This window comes from Tabrizicola oligotrophica, from assembly GCF_011008935.1.
GTDB lineage: Bacteria > Pseudomonadota > Alphaproteobacteria > Rhodobacterales > Rhodobacteraceae > Tabrizicola_A > Tabrizicola_A oligotrophica.
The window spans coordinates 172,834-188,342 of the sequence record NZ_JAAIVJ010000008.1 but is presented as its reverse complement, the minus strand read 5'-3'; the positions used below and the strand labels follow the sequence as shown (position 1 = coordinate 188,342).

The window sequence follows — 15,509 nt, the reverse complement described above, 5'->3', positions numbered from 1 at the left end:
ATACCGTCGAGGCGACCTACACCGTGCAGCAGGCCGACATCGACGGCGACGGCATCGACCTGAACGGGCTGGTGGACGGCGACGGCGACGTCGACAACACCGCCACCGCCGACAGCGACGAGACCGAGGAGGTCTCCGACAGCGAGGATGTGCCGGTCTGCTATGACCCGGTGCTTTCCATCGACAAGGTGGTTCTCAACGTGGGAGGCGACGGCCCGGATGGGGTTGCCGACGAGGCTGGCGATGAGATCGAATACCGGATCACCGTGACGAACGACGGCAATGTGACGCTGACCAATGTCACCGTGGTTGACCCGCTGACCGGGGAGGATGTCGACGTCGGCGATCTGGCGCCCGGCGCGAGCTATACGATCCTTGCCTCTTACTTCGTGACCCAGGCCGACATCGACGGCAACGGTGTCGATCTGAACGGCGATGTGGACGGCGACGGCGATGTCGACAACACCGCCACCGCCGACAGCAACGAGACGGATGAGGTCTCCGACAGCGAGATCGTGTTGATCGACTACAGTCCTGACATCGATCTGGAGAAATACGTCGATGTGGGACAAGGCTTCGAGGATGCCGATCAGCCGACCGGGACGGAGGTGGACATCGCCGGTGGCATGGCAGATTTCATGATCACCATCGAGAATACCGGCAATGTCACGCTGACCGAAGTGACCATTTCGGATACCGACACCTTCGGGACGGTCATCGACGGGATGACGTTGCAAGACCTCTACAACGCCGGCTATGACCTGCAGGAATCCATCACCAATGACGGGATCCTGGAAGTCGGCGAGACGGCGACGCTGCTTTACTCCATGGCCCTGACGGCCGGTCAGCACATCAACACGGCGGACGTGACGACTGCTGAGGGGGTGAGTGACGAGGATCTGGCGCATTACTTCGGGCTGGTCAACGAGGGGCCGGGGGTCAGGACGCCGGGCGGCTGGGGCAACAGCTTCAAGCTGCAGTCCTTCTGGAACGGCAACCCGGACGACCAGGTGCCCTATGAGGGCAAACCGGGCTTCCCGGATGGCGAGCTGCTTTATGCCGTCGATTCCACCGGAAATGGTGCCATCGACGGGGCGGACAAGAAGGGCCTGCTGCTTGGCGACTTCAACGGTGACGGCCTTGAAGGGGCTGGGGAGACGACCATCTTCATCAGCTATGAAATCGCGCTGGCCATGGTTCAGAATGCGAACTGGGGCCCGAAGCAGGACAAGGTGGACGACGTGGCCCGCCATGCGGTTGCCACCTGGCTCAACTTCCTTGCGGGCAACAACATCGGCGACGATTCGGATGGCACGCCGAAGGACTGGCTGGAAGAGGCGGTCGCCTGGCTGCTGGCCAATGGTGACAAGAACGATGACGGCGTGTTCGGCGATTACGACATCGTGCGGGCGAAGGACAAGCCTTGGAACCAGGACGTGAACGGGGTCGAGTCCGGCAGCGAAATCCTTGACGCGCTGGATGAATACAACAATCACGGCACCATCGACGGCGTGATCTATGCCCATGACGCCGACGACGCCGCGTTCCAGACTGCGCTGGCGATCTACAACGACGAATTCCTGTTCGTCTGATTGAACCCCGTGGAAGCGCCGGACCCGATCCGGCGCTTCTGCCTGTGCCATTCCCTGACATGGCGCGCTGCGGCGCGCAGGGCGGCGGGGGGCTGTCGCCTGCGTCTGGCCTGTGTTCGTGGCCCGCGCCGGGGTGCTGACGCTTGCCCATGGCCCGCCTTCCCGCTAGGAACAGCCAAACCCCTGCCATGAGGCCGTCCCATGCGTCTGTCGCGCTATTTCCTGCCCGTCCTGAAAGAAAACCCCGCCGAGGCGCAGATCGTCTCGCACCGCTACATGCTGCGGGCGGGGATGATCAAGCAGCAGGCGGCGGGGATCTATTCCTGGCTGCCGCTGGGCTACCGGGTGCTGAAGCGCATCGAGCAGATCGTGCATGAAGAACAGGTGCGCGCCGGCCATATCCCGCTTCTGATGCCGACGCTGCAACCGGCCGATCTGTGGCGCGAGTCGGGCCGTTATGACGACTACGGTCAGGAGATGCTGCGCATCAAGGACCGGCAGGAGCGCGAGATGCTCTATGGCCCGACCAACGAGGAGATGATCACCGACATCTTCCGCGCCCATGTCAACAGCTACAAGGACCTGCCGCTGACGCTGTACCATATCCAGTGGAAGTTCCGCGACGAGATGCGGCCGCGCTTCGGCGTCATGCGCGGGCGCGAGTTCCTGATGAAGGACGGCTACAACTTCGACATCGACCGCGACGCGGCGCTGCATGCCTATAACCGCCACATGGTCAGCTATCTGCGCACCTATGAGCGCATGGGCCTGACGGCGATTCCGATGCGCGCCGATTCCGGCCCGATCGGCGGCGATGACACCCATGAATTCCTCGTGCTGGCGTCGACCGGCGAGTCGGAGGTGTTCTTTGACAGCGCGGTGACCGAGCTGAAACTGGGCAACCGCGAGGTGGATTACGACAACCGCGCCGAAGTGGCGGCGGTCTGCAAGGAATTCACCACGCTTTATGCTCGCACCGACGAAACCCATGACGCCGCGCTGTTTGACGCGATCCCCGAGGAGCGCCGCAAGGTCGCCCGTGGCATCGAGGTGGGGCAGATCTTCTACTTCGGTACCAAATATTCCGCCTCGATGGGCGCGCTTGTGACCAATGACAAGGGCGAGAAGGTGCCGGTGGAGATGGGCTCGCACGGCATCGGCGTTTCCCGCCTGCTGGGCGCGATCATCGAGGCCAGCCATGACGACAAGGGCATCATCTGGCCCGAAGGCGTGACGCCCTTCCCGGTGGGGATCGTCAACCTGAAACAAGGCGACGGCGCGGCGGATGCGGCCTGCGAAGGCCTCTACAAGGCGCTTGCCGCCCGGGGGCTGGAGGCGCTCTATGACGACCGCGACGAGCGGGCCGGGGCGAAGTTTGCCACCATGGACCTGATCGGCCTGCCCTGGCGCATCACCGTCGGCCCGCGCGGGCTGGCCAATGGCGTGGTGGAACTCACCTCGCGCCGGACGGGCGAGAGCGAAGAGATGTCGCCCGAAGCGGCTGTCGCGCGGATCGCGGAAATCTACGCGGGCGTCTGAGGTCCCTCGTCGGGGACTTCGTCGCCTCCTCGTGAGGGGGCGAAGGCCGATGAGTGCATGAAATGCTCGAAGAGGCGGCGGGAAACCCCCGGCCGCCTTGACCTTCCCCGCCCTTGGCCCCACCTTGGCGGCAAAACAACAACGAGCAGCGCCTTGGCCCAGACCGCCCCGTTTTCCCGTTTCGAATTCATGATCGCCTGGCGCTACCTGCGCGCCAAGCGGGCCGAGGGCGGGGTCTCGGTGATGACCTGGATCAGCCTCATCGGCATCACGCTGGCGGTTTTCGCGCTGATCGCCACGCTGGCGGTGCGGGCCGGGTTCCGGGCCGAATTCGTCGACACCATCCTGGGCGCCAACGCCCATGTCACAGTCTATTCGGCCGGGCACGCGACTGATGACGGCCGCATGATCAAGGCCTTTCAGGACTATGACCTCGTGGCGCAAAATCTTTCCGCCATCCCCGGCGTCACCCGCGCCGCGCCGCTGATCAAGGGGCAGGTGATGGTGACATCGGCGCAGGGGCCGAGCCTCGGGGCCGAAGTGTTCGGCATCCGGCTGGAGGATCTGAAAGCCATCCCGCGGGTCGGGGTCGGGTCGGATGCCTATGGCAACATCGACGATTTCGACCGGGGCATCGCCATCGGCTCGGGCATCGCGCGCGAATTGGGTGTCACGGTGGGCGACCGCATCCGCCTTGTCGCGCCGTCGGGCGTGAAAACCGCCTTCGGCACCTCACCGCGCGTCAATGCCTATGAAATCACTTACGTTTTCACCGCCGGCCGCTGGGACATCGACAAGACCCGCATCTACATGCCCTTCACCGAGGCGCAGTCCTACTTCAACCGCGAGGGGCTGGCGGACGAATTCGAAGTCATGGTGACAGATCCCGAAAACATCGACGCCTATGCCATGCCCGCGCTGGCAGCGGCTGGCGAGGACGCGCTGATCTGGACCTGGCGCGATGCGGCTGGCTCGTTCCTGCGCGCGCTCGACATCGAGGACAACGTGATGTTCATCATCCTGTCCATCCTCGTGCTGATCGCGGCCATGAACATCGTTTCCGGCCTTATCATGCTGGTCAAGAACAAGGGCCGCGACATCGGCATCCTGCGCACCATGGGGTTGACCGAAGGCGCTGTCCTGCGGGTGTTCTTCCTGTGCGGCGCCTTTACCGGCGTGGTCGGAACTGCGATGGGCGTGGCGTTCGGCTGCCTGTTCGCCATCTACATCGACCCGATCTTTTCCTTTGTGAACTACATGGCCGGCGGCGGGGTCTGGGATCCGTCGATCCGCGGCATCTACGCCTTGCCCGCCAAGCTGCAATGGGTCGACGTGGCCTCGGCGGTGGGCCTGTCGCTGGGCCTGTCGTTCATCGTCACCATCTTCCCCGCCCGTCGCGCGGCGCGGATGAACCCGGTGGAGGCGCTGCGCTATGAATGATTACGCGCTGGAACTGGCCGGGATCGAAAAGGTCTACAAACGCGGCCTGCCCGGTGAGGTCGCCGTCTTGCGCGGCGCGACGCTCGAGGTTCGCCGCGGCGAGGTGGTGGCGCTGGTGGCACCTTCGGGGGCGGGCAAATCGACGCTTTTGCACATCGCCGGGCTTCTGGATACGCCCGATGCCGGATCGGTGGCGCTGACGGGGCGCAACATGGTGGGGCTTTCCGACCGGGACAGGACGCTGGCGCGGCGCGGCGATGTCGGCTTCATCTACCAGTTCCACCACCTGTTGCCGGAATTCACCGCGCTGGAAAACGTGGTGATTCCACAACTCGCCAATGGGGTCGCCCCCGCCATGGCCGAGACCCGCGCGCACGATCTTCTGGCCCGCGTAGGCGTCGCCGACCGTGCCAGCCACCGCCCGGCCGCGTTGTCGGGCGGCGAACAACAGCGCGTCGCCTTCTGCCGGGCGCTGGCCAACGGGCCGAAGCTGCTGCTGGCCGATGAGCCCACCGGCAACCTTGACCCTGAAACCTCGGATCAGGTCTTTGGCACGCTCATGTCGCTGGTGCGTGAAACCGGGCTTGCGGCGCTGATTGCCACCCATAACCTTGACCTTGCTGCCCGGATGGACCGCATCGTGCGCCTCGATCAGGGCCGCGTGACCGAGATCAAGGCGGCCGCGCCGAAACCGGTGCAAGGCTGACGGAAAAGGAGGTGCCGATGCCCGGTTTTCCCAAGCCGCTCGCGATGATCTGCCTGTCCGCGCTGGCGGCCTGTGTCGATCCCGAAGCCTCCCCGGACACCGGGGCGGCAGACTATGCCGCCTATTGCGCCGCCTGCCACGGCACCACCGGCTCCGGCGATGGCGAAGCCGCGGCGGGCCTGTCGCGCAAGCCGGCCGACCTGACGACGCTTTCGGCCAAGAACGGCGGGGAATTCCCGACCACCCGCGTCATGGCGCAGATCTGGGGCTATGCCGGGGCCAAGGGCCGGGGCGTGATGCCGGATTTCGGCCCCCTGCTGCAGGGCGAGCTGGTGCCCTATGACGGTGGCGACGGCATCGAAACCCCGACGCCAATCCGGCTGGTGTTGCTGGCCGAATACCTCAAGACCCTTCAGCCGCAGTGATCTCTCCCGCCGGCGTCCGGGCCAGCAGCCGCAGGATCAGCACAAGGACAAGCGCGGGAAACCCCACCGCAAAGCCGACGAGCAGGTCCTTGTGCATCTCGGAAAGCCCGCTGGACAGCGCAAGGATCACCGCAATCGCGGCCTCGACCGCCATGGCGAACAGCGCGACCAGCCCGGCCGGGGTGGAAAACACATAGCCCATCTGCACCTCTGGTTGATGTTTTCTGCAAGGCTGCAACCATGAGGCGGTTCGCGTCAATCTGTTTCGCGCTCAGGGTGCGGGCCACAGGCCGATGACCGGCGCGTGCAGGTGCCAAAGCCCGACCCAGATCAGCAGCGCCAGACCCAGACGCGGCAAGGAGGGCAGGGCGCCCGGCCGCCATCGCCCTGAAAGCAGCGCCGCGCCGGGCAACAGGCCGGTGCGGGCCGTCAGGCGCTGCCAACTGTCATCGCCAAGCGCCCGCCGCCTGCGGCTTTCGATCACCTTCATGCCCAGAAGCGCCATCAGGAAAAATGGTGCAAACAAAAGGACATGCGCCAGATCGCCATTGGCCAGAAGATGCGCGCCCGACCACAGGGCAAGCGCCCACAGAAGCGGCTGGCGTGTCAGGCCTGCAATGCCGGGACGCTCGGGATCAAAGCCTGACGCTCGACCCTCGAAGGCAAAGGGATTCGGCGCGGCGATGCCGAACGTGCCAAGCACGATGGCCGCCGGCATGGCGATATTCACCGCCCAGCGCTGCCAGCCCTGCTGATCCCAAAGCGGCACGAAGGGCGCGCGACCGGCGGCGGCGATCAGCCACCAGAGCAGGGCGAGTGACAGGATCGAAAAGACGGCGGTATAGCCGCGCTCACCCAGGGCGCCGACGATCCGGCCTTTCAGCCCAAGGGCGGCGGGCAGCCGGTGCGATGCCATGAAAAGCCCCATGGCGAGGGCGAGCTCGATCCAGTCCATGCCGGCAGATTATGGAACCGGCGGCGCGACCACAACCTCGCATCCCCAGTCGGCACAGCGGCGGGCAAGATCGGGAGGCAGGGGCTGATCGGTGACAAGCTTGGCCACTTCCGAAAGCGAAGCAATTCGCGCAGGGGCCGAGCGGGTCAGCTTCGTGTGATCCGCGACGACATAGGTCGCCCGCGCCTGGGCCAGGATGGCGCGGGACACCCGGACCTCGGCCAGATCATAGTCCAGCAGATCGCCGTCATGGTCCAGCGCCGAGGCGCCAAGCACTGCAATATCGACCTTGAACTGGGCGAAGAATTCCGCCGTCAACGCCCCCACCAGCCCGCCATCCGACCGCCGCAGCGCCCCGCCTGCCACCATGATCTCGCAGCCCGGATTGGCGCAAAGTGTGTTGGCGACGTTCATGTTGTTGGTGATGACCGTCAGGTTGCGATGGTGCAGCAGGGCCTGCGCCACAGCCTCAGTCGTAGTGCCAAGTGTCAGGATTATCGAAGAATTTTCAGGAATCCTCGCTGCCACCGCCGCGGCGATGGCGGCCTTGCCGCCGGCATTCAGCTTGCGCCGCCGCTCATAGGCGATGTTGACCATCCCTTGCCGCGGCACCGCGCCGCCATGGATGCGATCAAGATGGCCCAGATCTGCCAACTCTCCCAGGTCGCGCCGGATGGTCTGCACGGCGACATCGAAATGCCGCGCCAGATCGTCCACCATTACCCGTCCCATGGCGCGGGCAATCGACAGGATTTCAGACTGGCGCGGAGACAGGTTCATGCGGTGACACTAGCGGCAAAGATCATGGCAGGCAAGCGCAGCAATAGTTCGCATTGGTCAAAAACGAATATAATCGAATGAATTCGATTGACGAAAGGCGCTGCGTTTGACATCCCTGACCCAACGGAGGAGGGCAGGATGACAGAGACTCCAATCGCTGACCTGTTCATCATCGGCGGCGGCATCAACGGCTGCGGCATCGCCCGCGATGCGGCCGGGCGTGGGCTGCGGGTGATTCTGGCCGAGCAGGGCGATCTGGCGCAGGGCACGTCTTCGGCCTCGACCAAGCTGTTCCACGGCGGCCTGCGCTATCTGGAATATTTCGAATTCCGGCTGGTACGCGAGGCCCTTGCCGAACGCGAAACCCTGCTGCGCGCCATGCCGCATATCGCCTGGCCACTGCGCTTCGTGCTGCCGCTCAGCCCCGACATGCGGTTTGACAGCGACACGCCGACAAGCCGCCTGCTGGGCTGGATCATGCCCTGGGCCAGGGGGCGGCGGCCGGATTGGCTGATCCGGCTGGGGCTCTTGCTTTACGATACCCTTGGCGGGCGCCAGATCCTGCCGGGGACGCGGCGGGTCGATCTGCGCGCCGATCCGGTGGGGCGGGCTCTGAAGGGCAAGTACCTGAAAGCTTTTGAGTATTCCGATGTCTGGGTGCAGGATGCGCGGCTTGTGGTGCTGAACGCCCGCGACGCGGCTCTACGCGGAGCGACGATTCTGGTGCGGACGCGCGTGACTGCGGCGCGACGTGACGCGGGGCTTTGGCGCGTCACGGTCGACGGGCCGGAGGGGCGGCAAGACCATCTTGCCCGCGCTTTGGTCAACGCCGGCGGACCCTGGGTGGCGGGCATTCTGCGCGACGTGGCGCAGGTGGAAACCCGCGACAGCATCCGGCTGGTGCGGGGTAGCCACATCGTTGTGCCAAAGCTCTACGACCACGACCGCGCCTATTTCCTGCAAGGCGGCGATGGCCGCATCATCTTTGCCATTCCCTATGAACAGGATTTCACGCTGATCGGCACAACCGATCAGGATCATCAGGACAGCCCAGCCGGGGCGCGGTGTAGCGATGCCGAAAGGGACTATCTTTTGTCCTTTGCAAACAGCTACTTCGACAAGGTTCTCAACGCCTCCGACGTGGTCTGGACCTATTCCGGCGTGCGGCCGCTGTACAACGACGGGGCTTCGTCCGCCACCGCGGCGACGCGGGATTACGTCTTGAAGGTCGACGGCGACAGCATCCCGCTGCTGAACATCTTCGGCGGCAAGATCACCACCTATCGCCGGCTTGCCGAAAGCGCTTTGGCGCGGCTTGCGCCGGTCTTTCCGGGGATGAAACCCGCCTGGACGGCAGGCGTGGCGCTTCCGGGTGGCGATTTCCCACAGAATGGCGTCGAGGCGCTGATCCTCGGCCTGCGTGCGCGTTACCCCTTCCTGACCGGGCCCGAGGCACAGCGGCTGATCCGGGCCTATGGCACCGAGGCGCCGGAGGTGCTTGGCCACGCCCGGACCCGCGCTGATCTTGGGCGCGATTTCGGTGGCGGCTTGAGTGAGGCCGAGGTGCTTTGGCAGATGCGCGAGGAATGGGCGCGGCGGGCCGAGGATGTGGTCTGGCGGCGCACGAAACTGGGGCTGAAAATGACGGCAGCGCAAATTGCGGCGCTTGACGATTACATGATCGGGCGAAAAGCTTGAACCGGCAGTCCCGGCCGCTGCAAAGTTCTGCGAAGAATTTTTCCCGGAGTTTTGCAAAGACTTCGGGCCGGTTTCTGCGAAGAAATCGACTGCGCGAGAGAGGACAGCATGCCCCATATCCTTGCCCTTGACCAAGGCACGACCTCCTCGCGGGCCATCGTTTTCGATGCGGATTTTCGCCCGGTGGCCAGCGCGCAGGTCGAGTTTGCCCAGCACTTTCCACAGCCCGGCCGGGTGGAACACGACGCGGGTGACCTGTGGCGCACGACTCTCGAATGCGCGCGGCAGGCGATTGAAAAGGCAGGGGAAATTCCTGCGGCCATCGGCATCACCAATCAACGCGAGACGACGGTTCTGTGGGACCGGGCGACTGGCCAGCCGCTGCATCGTGCAATCGTCTGGCAGGACCGGCGCACGGCGGAGGTCTGTGCGGGTCTGAGGGCGACCGGGCACGAGCCTTTGGTCACGGCAAGGACGGGGCTGCTGCTGGATCCCTATTTCTCGGGCACCAAGCTTGGCTGGCTGCTCGATCACATACCGGGCGCGCGGGCGCGGGCCGAGGCGGGCGAGTTGGCCTTTGGCACGGTGGACAGCTGGCTGATCTGGAACCTGACCGGGGGCCGGGTTCATGCGACCGATGCCACCAATGCTTCGCGCACGCTGCTGTTCAACATCCAGACCGGGGCCTGGGATGTCGAGTTGTGTTCGCTTTTGCGCGTTCCGCCCGCGGTTTTGCCCGAGGTGAAGGATTGCGCCGCCGATTACGGCCGCACCGCCCCAGGATTATTTGGCGCCGAGATCCCGATTCTGGGCGTGGCGGGCGACCAGCAGGCGGCCACGATCGGGCAGGCCTGCTTTCAGCCCGGCATGATGAAATCGACCTATGGCACCGGCTGCTTTGCGCTGATGAACACCGGGGCGGAGCGGGTGGTCTCGGCAAACCGGCTGCTGACCACGATTGCCTATCGTCTGGGCGGCAAGACGACCTATGCGCTGGAGGGCTCGATCTTCGTGGCTGGCGCGGTGGTGCAATGGTTGCGTGACGGGTTGCAGATCATCGGGCAGGCGGCCGAGACGCAAGGCTTGGCCGAAGCCGCCGACCCGGCCTCGTCGGTGGTGATCGTGCCGGCCTTTACCGGCATGGGCGCTCCCTATTGGCGGCCCGAGGCGCAGGGCGCGGTCTTTGGCGTGACCCGCGGTACCGGGCGGGCCGAACTGGCGCGGGCAGCGCTGGAAAGTGTGGGATTCCAGACGCTTGATCTGTTGAAGGCGATGCGGGCCGATGGCGCGGAGATTGGCCGCGCAGTGTTGCGGGTCGATGGCGGCATGGCGCGGTCGGACTGGACCATGCAGTTTCTCGCCGACATTCTCGGCGCCGAGGTCGATCGTCCGGTGGTGACGGAAACCACGGCGCTGGGTGCGGCCTTTCTTGCCGCCTTGCAAGCCGGGATCGTGGCGAGCCCCGAGGAGTTTGCCTCGCGCTGGGCCTTGGAGCGGCGGTTCACGCCCGCCATGGCCGCGGGTGAGCGTGAGGGTCGGGCGGCGCGTTGGGGGCGGGCAGTTCAGGCGACGCTGTCGGTCTGATCGGGCAGTGTGGCGCTGATCGCGAGGCCGCCGGTGTCGAGACCGGCCTGCAGGGTGATCCCCAGCGCCCCGGCGATTTCGCGCACGAGGTGCAGGCCAAGCCCGTGTTCGGTGGCCCGCGCCATAAGCGGACCGCCCGGCGCAGAAAGCGCCTCCTCGATGCGGGCGAGCCGCGCGCGGTCCGGGGGCGGGCCGTCGCTGGCCACGGTAATGCGGGGCCTGCCGCCCGTCCTGCCCAGCGCAACTGTCACCGCCGCGCCGGACACGCCATGGCGCACCGCATTGTCGATCAGGTTGCCGACGAGTTCGGCCAGCAAGACCTCGTCGCTGGCGACGCGCAGCGTCTCTGGCCCGTCGAAGCCAAGGTCGATGCCCGCCGTCAGGGCTGCCGGGATGTGGTCGGCGGTCAGGCTTCGCAGGCGGCGGGCAAGATCGAATGGCGCAGTGGACAGGGCCGCGCCCGAGGATTGCAGCCGGGCAAGGCGCAGAAGCTGGGCCAGCACCTGTTCGGTGCGGATCAGGGCAAGGTCGGCCTCTTGCAGGGCGGCGTCGCGTGCCGGGGCGTCGGTGGCGCGGCGGGCAAGACCGATCTGGGTGCGGGCCACGGTGATCGGGGTGCGGATCTGGTGATTGGCATTGCCGGAAAAGCTTTGCAGCGCGGCGACGGCCTCTTTCAGGCGGCTGAGAAAGCCGTTCAGGGCCTGAACCACGGGTTGCAGTTCCGCGACCGCAGCGGAGGCGACGGGGTGCAGGTCATCGGGGCGGCGGTCGGTCATCTGGCGTGAAAGCTCGTTCAGCGGACGCAGCGCCAGCGTGACCACCGCCAGCGCCACCAGCGTCGCGCCGCCGATCAGAATGGCGATGCGAAGCGCCGAACGCGACAGGATGCCCGCCGCCAGTTCTTCGCGGGCGCGGGTGGATTCGGCGACGGTGATCGCCACCGGCAAGATTGCCCCGCCGCCGGAAAGCTCGCGCCGCAGCGTGGCCTTGCGGATGGCGGTGCCGCGCCAGGTGTCATCGGCAAAGCTGGTATCCGCGCCGGTTGGCGGCACGGTTGGCGCCACGGGGGGCAGGCCATCATAGCCGGTCAGGAAGCCGGTCGGCCCGTCGACCCGGTAGAACACCTGATCCTGTGCGGCCGAGGACAGCATGTCCAGCGCCGAGAACGGAATGGCCACCGACAGCGTGCCGCCGCTGTCCAGCGTGATCTGTTCGGCGATGGCCATGGCTGACCCCGCCAGCACCCGGTCGGAAATGTCGCGGGCGGTGCGCAGCGCCTCGCCCCTTGTGTCCCAGAGCGCCAGCAGCCCGATGGCAACGCAGGCGCCGATCAGGGCGCCGGTCAGCCGGCGGCGCAGCGACCATGGCGCGGGAGAGGGGGCAGGGCCGTCAGCCATGGCCGGGCCTTGCGGCCTCTGGCGGGATTTCCAGAATATAGCCCAGCCCGCGCACCGTGCGCAGGTTCAGGCCATGGGGCTGGATGCGGCGGCGCAGGCGGCTGACATATTGCTCGATCGCGTTGTCGGAAAGCGCCTCGTCCAGCGTCGTCAGCGATTGCACGATGCTTTCCTTGGCCACCACCCGGCCGGCGCGGCGGAAGAACAGTTCCAGCAGCGCAAGCTCGCGGGCAGGCAGGTCCAGTGTCGCGCCGTGCGGGTCGCTGAAGCGCCGGTCGGTCTGGTCGAAGGCCAGGGCGCCAAGGGTGATGAGCGGTGCCGCCTGACCGGCCTGACGGCGCAAGAGGCTGCGGACGCGCGCCTCGAATTCGCCGATGTCGAAGGGTTTGCCCATGTAGTCGTCGGCCCCAAGGTCCAGCCCCGCCACCTTGTCGCCCGGATCGGCCTGCGCGGTCAGCACCAGAACCGGCACCGGGTTGCGGCGCTGGCGCAGGCTGCGCAGCACGGCCATGCCGTCCATCTCGGGCAGGTTGCGGTCAAGGATCATCAGGTCAAAGCGTTCGGCCATGGCCATCGCCTCGGCCGAGGCGCCGTCAAAGGCGCGGTCCACGGCATAGCCTGCGCCTTGCAACAGGCTCAGCAGGGCGTTGGACAAGGGCAGATCGTCTTCGACAAGCAGGATGCGCATGCAGACAGCCTAGCGGCTGCGCGCGCTGTTGTGAACCGGGGCGCGTTCGGTCTAGCCTTGCGGCACGCGATGCCCGCAGGTGACGATGCCCGTGCTGCCCCCCTTTCCTGTCCTTGCCGGCCTCATGGCGCTGGCCCTTGGCCTGCCCGCGGCGGCGGAGGTGGTCACGTTTCCCGCCCCCGACGGGGCAGGGGCGGCCGAGATGGTGATCTATTCCTCGCTTGACGCCCCGGTGGCGCGGCCCCTGATCGAGGCGTTTCAGGCCCGCCATCCCGGCGTTGCGCTGCGCTACGAGGATCTGCTGGCGGGCGAGATTGCCGAGCGGGTGATGGTCGAGACCGAGGCTGGCAAGACGGCCGATCTGGTGTTCTCTTCGGCCATGGATCTGACGGTGAAACTGGCCAATGACGGCTATGCGCGCGAGGCCGATGTGGCGGGCGCAAGCCTCTGGCCGCGCTGGGCGAACTGGCGCAACATGGCCTTTGCGCTGACCTTCGAGCCGGCCGTGATCGTCTGGCACAAGCCGTCTTTCCCTTCTGGCCCGCCCGACAGCCGGGCGGCGCTGATCCGCTGGCTGGCAACCGCGGCGAAGGGCCGGATTGCCACCTATGACGTGGCACGCTCGGCGGTGGGCTATCTCTTCCTGTCGCGCGATCTGGAGGAATTTACCGACACCTGGGCGCTGGTGCAGGCCATGGGGCGGGCCGGCGTGCAGGTTTTTCCGACCTCGCAGGAGGTGATCGACCGCGTGGCGCGCGGCGAAGTGGCGCTGGGCTACAACGTGCTGGGCTCCTACGCCGCCTCCGAGGCGCTGCGTCACCCCGATCTCGGCCTGATGCTGCCGCGCGACTATGTCGTGGTGGCAAGCCGCGTGGCCCTGATCCCGACCGCCGCCGCGCGGCCCGATCTGGGCGAGGCCTTTCTGGATTTCCTGATGAGCCGCGAAGGCCAGACCATCCTGGCCGACCGCCTGCGCCTGCCTGCGGTCAGCCTGGAGATTGCCGGCAAGGACAGCGCGGCGGCGATGCAAGAGGCGCTGGGGGCGCGGCTCCGGCCGGTGCCGGTGTCGCCGGGGCTTCTGGCCTATCTCGATCCGGCCAACCGCGCCCGGGTTCTGGCGCATTGGCAGGCGGCGCTGGAAGGCAGCGAATAGCAAGGCCGCCATGTCAGCTTGGTGACAGGTTCCTGTGGTGCTCTCAACCCTGACCCGGTCCTGGAGGAGGAACGGGCAAGCGAATCGGCGGCCCTGTCCGCCATGGGAGGAGACCACAATGAAACACGCGCTTCTTGGCGCGGCCTTTGCCGCTGCCCTCGCCATTCCGGCCTATGCGCAGGATTACACCATCATGGCCCCTGCCGCCCCCGGCGGCGGCTGGGACGGCACGGCGCGCGCCATGCAGGACGTCATGCAGGCCGAGGGCATTGCTGCTTCGGTTGAAGTCATCAACGTCCCCGGCGCCGGCGGCACGGTGGGTCTGGCGCAATTCGCCGCCGACAGCGCCGGCGATCCGACCAAGCTGATCGTGGGTGGCTATGTCATGGTCGGCGCGGTCTTGACCAATGCATCGCCCGTCACGCTGAAGGATGTCACCCCGATTGCCCGCCTGACCGGCGACACCCAGGCCATCGTGGTGCCGGCGACCTCCGACATCCAGAGCCTTGGCGATCTGGTCGCCAAGTTGCAGGCCGATCCCGGCGCGGTTTCCTGGGCGGGCGGCTCGGCCGGCGGGACCGACCATATCACCGTCGGCCTTCTGGCCAAGGCGGCCGGCGTTGATCCGACCAAGATCAACTATGTCGCCTTCTCGGGTGGCGGCGAGGCAATGGCGGCGATCCTTGGCAATCAGGTGACGGCGGGGGTTTCCTCGGTCGGCGAGTTTGCCGAACAGGTCAAGGCCGGCACCATGCGGCTTCTGGCGGTGTCCTCGGCCGAGCGGCTGGACGGTATCGACGCCCCCACCATCAAGGAAGCCGGCTTTGACGTCGTGGTGCAGAACTGGCGCATGGTTGCCGCCGCGCCGGGCCTGAATGACGAGCAGAAGGCCAAGATCGCCGCCGACATCGAAAAGCTGAACGGCTCGGCTGGCTGGGGCAAGGTTCTGGCCGACAAGGGCTGGGCCAACACCTATCTCGCGGGCGATGCCTTTGGCGCCCAGCTTGATGCCGACATCGCGGCGACCGAAGCGGTGCTGCGCGACATCGGTCTGGTGAAATGAGCCAGGGGGATTTCCCCGCGCGCCGCCCCCAAGGGGCGGCGTTTGCCATCGCGGCAGGGCTGGCGGCGGTGGCGGGCGTGCTGCTGTGGGACGCGGCCGGGCTGAAACAGGACGGCGGCTATGCCGGCGTCGGCCCCGCCGATGTGCCGCGTCTGGTGGCCTACGGGCTTTTGCTGCTGTCGGGCTTCACGGTGATCGCGGGGCTGCGGGGCGAGTTGCCGCAGCCGCCGCGGCAGGCTCCGGCACCGGTGCTGTGGATCCTTGGCGGGCTTGGGCTGCAACTGGTGCTTCTGCACCCCGTGGGTTTTGTGCCGGCCTCGGCGCTGCTCTTTGCCATGACCGCCCGCGGCTTTGGCCAGAAGCCCCTGTGGCGCAACATCGCCGTCGGGCTGGTGCTGGCGCTTGCGGTCTATGCCGTCTTTGACCGGCTGTTGAAACTGAACCTGCCGGGCGGTCCGCTTGAGCAGCTGATCTTCCAGGGATAGCGGC

The 15,509-nt window shown here is 66.5% G+C and carries 15 protein-coding genes; 10 read left to right on the top strand and 5 right to left on the bottom strand.

The window, feature by feature from the left end; genetic code table 11:
* The 5 genes from G4Z14_RS14090 to G4Z14_RS14070 form a co-directional block, all read left to right on the top strand.
* A partial coding sequence (locus G4Z14_RS14090) for a DUF7507 domain-containing protein (protein ID WP_164626799.1) occupies window positions 1-1,592 on the top strand: 1,592 nt, incomplete at its 5' end.
* A gap of 201 nt (window positions 1,593-1,793) precedes the next feature.
* Window positions 1,794-3,131 (top strand): proline--tRNA ligase, encoded by a 1,338-nt coding sequence (proS, locus tag G4Z14_RS14085; protein ID WP_164626797.1) that lies wholly within the window; start codon window positions 1,794-1,796, stop codon window positions 3,129-3,131.
* Window positions 3,132-3,284: 153 nt separating this feature from the next.
* A complete protein-coding gene (locus G4Z14_RS14080; RefSeq protein WP_164626795.1) occupies window positions 3,285-4,571 on the top strand; it encodes a lipoprotein-releasing ABC transporter permease subunit in 1,287 nt (428 codons plus the stop codon).
* Window positions 4,564-5,277, top strand: a complete 714-nt coding sequence (locus tag G4Z14_RS14075; RefSeq protein ID WP_164626792.1) for an ABC transporter ATP-binding protein — start codon at window positions 4,564-4,566, stop codon at window positions 5,275-5,277. The genes G4Z14_RS14080 and G4Z14_RS14075 overlap by 8 nt, the downstream gene beginning before the upstream one ends.
* A 17-nt stretch (window positions 5,278-5,294) precedes the next feature.
* Complete coding sequence (locus G4Z14_RS14070; protein ID WP_227751745.1) at window positions 5,295-5,702, top strand: c-type cytochrome; 408 nt, start codon at window positions 5,295-5,297, stop codon at window positions 5,700-5,702.
* On the opposite strand, the gene G4Z14_RS14065 is transcribed toward G4Z14_RS14070, so the two are convergent.
* From G4Z14_RS14065 to G4Z14_RS14055, 3 genes are all read right to left on the bottom strand, one after another.
* Window positions 5,680-5,904, bottom strand: a complete 225-nt coding sequence (locus G4Z14_RS14065) for a hypothetical protein (RefSeq protein WP_164626790.1) — start codon at window positions 5,902-5,904, stop codon at window positions 5,680-5,682. The genes G4Z14_RS14070 and G4Z14_RS14065 overlap by 23 nt on opposite strands.
* A 69-nt stretch (window positions 5,905-5,973) precedes the next feature.
* The gene (locus G4Z14_RS14060) at window positions 5,974-6,657 is read right to left on the bottom strand and encodes an NnrU family protein (protein WP_164626788.1); all 684 of its coding nucleotides are present in this window, start codon (window positions 6,655-6,657) and stop codon (window positions 5,974-5,976) included.
* A gap of 9 nt (window positions 6,658-6,666) precedes the next feature.
* Entirely contained in the window at window positions 6,667-7,437 is a 771-nt protein-coding gene (locus G4Z14_RS14055; protein ID WP_164626787.1) for a DeoR/GlpR family DNA-binding transcription regulator, read from the bottom strand.
* 138 nt (window positions 7,438-7,575) lie between these two features.
* Between G4Z14_RS14055 and glpD the strand changes: the two genes are divergently transcribed.
* Together glpD and glpK are read left to right on the top strand one after the other, a co-directional pair.
* Complete coding sequence (gene glpD, locus G4Z14_RS14050; protein ID WP_164626786.1) at window positions 7,576-9,135, top strand: glycerol-3-phosphate dehydrogenase; 1,560 nt, start codon at window positions 7,576-7,578, stop codon at window positions 9,133-9,135.
* Window positions 9,136-9,243: 108 nt separating this feature from the next.
* The gene (glpK, locus tag G4Z14_RS14045) at window positions 9,244-10,719 is read left to right on the top strand and encodes a glycerol kinase GlpK (protein ID WP_164626785.1); all 1,476 of its coding nucleotides are present in this window, start codon (window positions 9,244-9,246) and stop codon (window positions 10,717-10,719) included.
* Here the strand turns inward: glpK and G4Z14_RS14040 are convergent.
* Together G4Z14_RS14040 and G4Z14_RS14035 are read right to left on the bottom strand one after the other, a co-directional pair.
* Complete coding sequence (locus tag G4Z14_RS14040) at window positions 10,698-12,116, bottom strand: sensor histidine kinase (protein WP_164626784.1); 1,419 nt, start codon at window positions 12,114-12,116, stop codon at window positions 10,698-10,700. The genes glpK and G4Z14_RS14040 overlap by 22 nt on opposite strands.
* The gene (locus tag G4Z14_RS14035; RefSeq protein WP_164626783.1) at window positions 12,109-12,804 is read right to left on the bottom strand and encodes a response regulator transcription factor; all 696 of its coding nucleotides are present in this window, start codon (window positions 12,802-12,804) and stop codon (window positions 12,109-12,111) included. Before G4Z14_RS14035 ends, G4Z14_RS14040 begins: the two co-directional genes overlap by 8 nt.
* Window positions 12,805-12,889: 85 nt before the next feature.
* On the opposite strand from G4Z14_RS14035, the gene G4Z14_RS14030 reads away from it, so the two are divergent.
* The 3 genes from G4Z14_RS14030 to G4Z14_RS14020 all read left to right on the top strand — a co-directional run bounded on the left by G4Z14_RS14030 (window position 12,890) and on the right by G4Z14_RS14020 (window position 15,505).
* Window positions 12,890-13,957: an ABC transporter substrate-binding protein gene (locus G4Z14_RS14030; RefSeq protein WP_227751744.1), complete on the top strand. Its 1,068-nt coding sequence runs from the start codon at window positions 12,890-12,892 to the stop codon at window positions 13,955-13,957.
* A 118-nt stretch (window positions 13,958-14,075) separates the two neighbouring features.
* Window positions 14,076-15,020, top strand: a complete 945-nt coding sequence (locus G4Z14_RS14025; RefSeq protein ID WP_164626782.1) for a Bug family tripartite tricarboxylate transporter substrate binding protein — start codon at window positions 14,076-14,078, stop codon at window positions 15,018-15,020.
* Window positions 15,017-15,505: a tripartite tricarboxylate transporter TctB family protein gene (locus tag G4Z14_RS14020; RefSeq protein ID WP_164626780.1), complete on the top strand. Its 489-nt coding sequence runs from the start codon at window positions 15,017-15,019 to the stop codon at window positions 15,503-15,505. Before G4Z14_RS14025 ends, G4Z14_RS14020 begins: the two co-directional genes overlap by 4 nt.
* The last annotated feature ends 4 nt before the right edge of the window (window positions 15,506-15,509 follow it).